Annotated in this window: 4 protein-coding genes; 1 reads left to right on the plus strand and 3 read right to left on the minus strand. The window is 69.7% G+C overall.

The annotated features are described in order from the left end of the window. A partial coding sequence (locus ABNT58_RS28500) for a tannase/feruloyl esterase family alpha/beta hydrolase (protein ID WP_348756724.1) occupies positions 1-634 on the minus strand: 634 nt, incomplete at its 3' end. 259 nt (positions 635-893) lie between these two features. Here ABNT58_RS28500 and ABNT58_RS28505 point away from each other — a divergent pair. Then, positions 894-1,610, plus strand: coding sequence for a Crp/Fnr family transcriptional regulator (locus ABNT58_RS28505; RefSeq protein WP_348756725.1), 717 nt, complete (start codon positions 894-896; stop codon positions 1,608-1,610). Positions 1,611-1,646: 36 nt separating this feature from the next. On the opposite strand, the gene ABNT58_RS28510 is transcribed toward ABNT58_RS28505, so the two are convergent. Together ABNT58_RS28510 and ABNT58_RS28515 are read right to left on the minus strand one after the other, a co-directional pair. Next, positions 1,647-2,333, minus strand: a complete 687-nt coding sequence (locus tag ABNT58_RS28510) for a TetR/AcrR family transcriptional regulator (protein ID WP_348756726.1) — start codon at positions 2,331-2,333, stop codon at positions 1,647-1,649. A 49-nt stretch (positions 2,334-2,382) separates the two neighbouring features. Next, a partial coding sequence (locus tag ABNT58_RS28515; RefSeq protein WP_348756727.1) for a substrate binding domain-containing protein occupies positions 2,383-2,888 on the minus strand: 506 nt, incomplete at its 5' end.

Raw genomic sequence — 2,888 nt, forward strand, 5'->3', positions numbered from 1 at the left:
CGGTGCGGTTGAACTGGCCCATGAAGCCCACCCAGTTGTAGGCCGGCGCGCGGGCGATGATGCCGTCGAACAGGTTGGGGTTGCGCTGGGCCGCCATCAACGCCTCCCGGCCGCCGTTGGAACAGCCTTCGAAGTAGGCGCGGTCGGGCGTCTTGCCGTAGGCCGACTGCAGCAGCTCCTTCGCGGCGGAGGCCACGGTGGGCACCGACAAGGAACCGAACAGGTTGGCCGCGTAGGTGTCGTTCAGGGCGAAGTTGGCGGACAACCCGTTGTCCGCATGGCCCGAGTCGCTGTTGACGGTGGCGTAACCCGCCTGCAAGGCCGTGAGGTTGCCGCCTTGCAGCCCGGTGATGCTGCCGTTGTAGCCGCCGCCTCCGCCGTAGTAGAGCTTGCCGTTCCAGCGTTCGGGCAGCCGCATTTCCAGGTTGAGGCTGGGCGCCATGGTGGCGGTGACCTTGCAATAGATCGGCGCAGGGCCGCTGGCTGGCACGGCCGCGGCCGTGACCACCGTGGCGCCCGCCATCGACTTGCCGGCCAGTGCCGCGCAGGCCTGTTCGGCCGATACCGTGTTGCTGGCAGGCGTGTGGTCGTCGCCATCGTCATCGTCGTTGCAACCCGGCAGTACAGCGGCCATGAGGGCCAGGGTGGCTGCCAGCAGGGGCGCCTGAAGTGGCGTCCTGGTCAACGGGGGGCGGGTGATGTCTCGGCGCATGTGGTGGTCTCCTCGGCTGTGGTGTGACTTCAGCCCGAGCAGTCTGTCATCCGGCCCCTCGGCCGATTGTTGAGCGCGCACCAATTGGCGGGCCGCCGGACCGGTGCTTTCCCCAGGGGTGTTTACCCCTCTTGTGATGGACGGGCCTGTTGCTGGCATCCTCGCCCGTCGGATGGCACCCATGTCCAAGCAGCAGCAAGCGCCCGAATCGCAGCCCCATGACCTGCTGGCGCAGGCGCCGTGGGTCTCATCGCTCACGCCGCAGGAGTGGCATCAGGCCCAGCGTGAGACGGTGGTCAGCCACTTCGAAGCAGGCACCGTGGTCTGCGCCAGCGGCGTGCCGGCGCGCCACTGGATCGGCGTGCTCGACGGCATGGTCAAGGTGAACACCGCTTCGGCGGATGGCCGCTTCACCACGCTCAGCGGCATCTCCAGCGGCGGCTGGCTTGGCGAAGGCTCGATGCTCAAGCACGAGCGCCGCCCCTATGAGGTCGTCACGCTGCGCGACAGCTGGTTGGCTCTGATGCCCGCGGCCACCTTCGACCGCTTGTGCGCCACCAGCCTGGGCTTCAACCAGTTCCTGGTGCGACAGCTCAATGCCCGGCTGGGCCAGTTCCTGGCGGTGGTGGAAAGCCAGCGCATCCACACCACCACGTCGCAGGTGGCGGTGTGCCTGTGGGAGCTGGTGAACCCGGCCCTGTGCGGGCCGGTGCGGGGGCCGTTGCGGCTGTCGCAGGAAGACTTCGCCAAGCTGTGCGGGCTGTCGCGGCAAGTGGCGGCGCGGGCGCTGCACGACCTGGAAGCCGCGGGGCTGGTGTCCTTGCGCTATGGCGGCATCGAGGTGCTGGACACCGACGGCCTGCAGGCCTGGTGCCGCGGGTCACGCGTGGCGTCTTGACGCGCGGCGACCCAGGCCCTTGCGCCCCGAGATCGTTCAGCGCGCGCCGTAAGCGCGCATGAAGAAGTCGACGTTGGCCTTGGTCAGCGCCTTGTCCTGGCGCGCGTGGGGCTTGCCCATGCCCAACACGGCGCGCCAATGGTCCAGGCCCAGGAACAGGCTCACGAACTGGTCTGCGCACTGGTGCACGTGGGGCAGGGTCAGCGTGCCGGCATCACGGGCCGCCTTCAGGTAGCGCGCCACATCGGCGACGATGCGTTCGGGGCCGACCGTGAAGAACTGGCTGGCCAGCTCACCGTACTGCACCGCCGAACCGATCACGGCGCGGTGGCAGCCCAGCACATCGTCCTGGCGCATCAACTGCAGCAGCGCCAAGCCGATTTCCAGCAACCCGGCCGCCGGATCAAGCGGGTCCAGCCGGGCCAGGGCTTCGGTCTGCATGCCGCGGTCGATGGTGCCCACCACCGTGGCCGAGTACAGCGCTTCCTTGGTGGGAAAGTAGCTGTACACCGTCATCTTCGACACCCCGGAAGCTGCGGCGATCTCGTCCATGCTGGTGCGTTCGAAGCCATGGGCCGCAAACGCCAGCCTGGCCGCTTCCACCACCGCCTCCACACGCCGCGGGTCGCGCGGCCGGCCACGGCGCGGCTTGCTTTCGGGCGCTGGGGCGGCGGCTTCCTGTCCGGCGGTGGGTTCGGGCTTGGCGGGCAAGGGGCGGTTCACGGCGCTGGGCTGCAGTTAACTGGACTGGGCAGTCTACCCTGCGGGCTTCTCACTGCGCCCACGCCGCCGCCAGGTGGTTGCTGAAGGCCCGCACCTTGGCCGACTGCCGTCGCTGCGCGGGGCACACCAGGTGCAGCGGCAGCGCGGGTGCGGCCCAGTGCGGCAGCAGCTGGCGCACCTCGCCGGTGGCCAGTTCTTCGGCCAGCAGCCAGGTGGGCACGTAGCCGATGCCCATGCCGGCCAGCACCGCGGCGCGAACGGCTTCGGTGCTGTTGGTCTGGAAGCTGCCTTGCGCGCGCAGCGTCACCTCGGTGCCCGCGGCCACCGGCGCACCGGGCCCGGCCACGAAGCGCCAGGCATTGCCGGTGGCCAGCTCGGTGTAGACGATGCAGTCCAGTTGCTGCAGGTCTTCGAGCGTGCGCGGCGTGCGCAGCGACCGTGGCAGCGACTGCAGGTAGCGGCGGCTGGCCAGCACCGCGCGCTGGCTGGTGGCCACGCGGCGGGCCACCAGGCTGCTGTCGGCCAGCTCGCCGATGCGCACCGCCAGGTCGATGC

The sequence above is a fragment of the uncultured Aquincola sp. genome (genome assembly GCF_964001545.1).
Taxonomy (GTDB): Bacteria; Pseudomonadota; Gammaproteobacteria; order Burkholderiales; family Burkholderiaceae_C; genus Aquincola.

Bases quoted from the DNA above. Each gene is read 5' to 3' on its own strand.
- ABNT58_RS28505 (WP_348756725.1), top strand. From the start codon at position 894: ATGTCCAAGCAGCAGCAAGCGCCCGAATCGCAGCCCCATGACCTGCTG.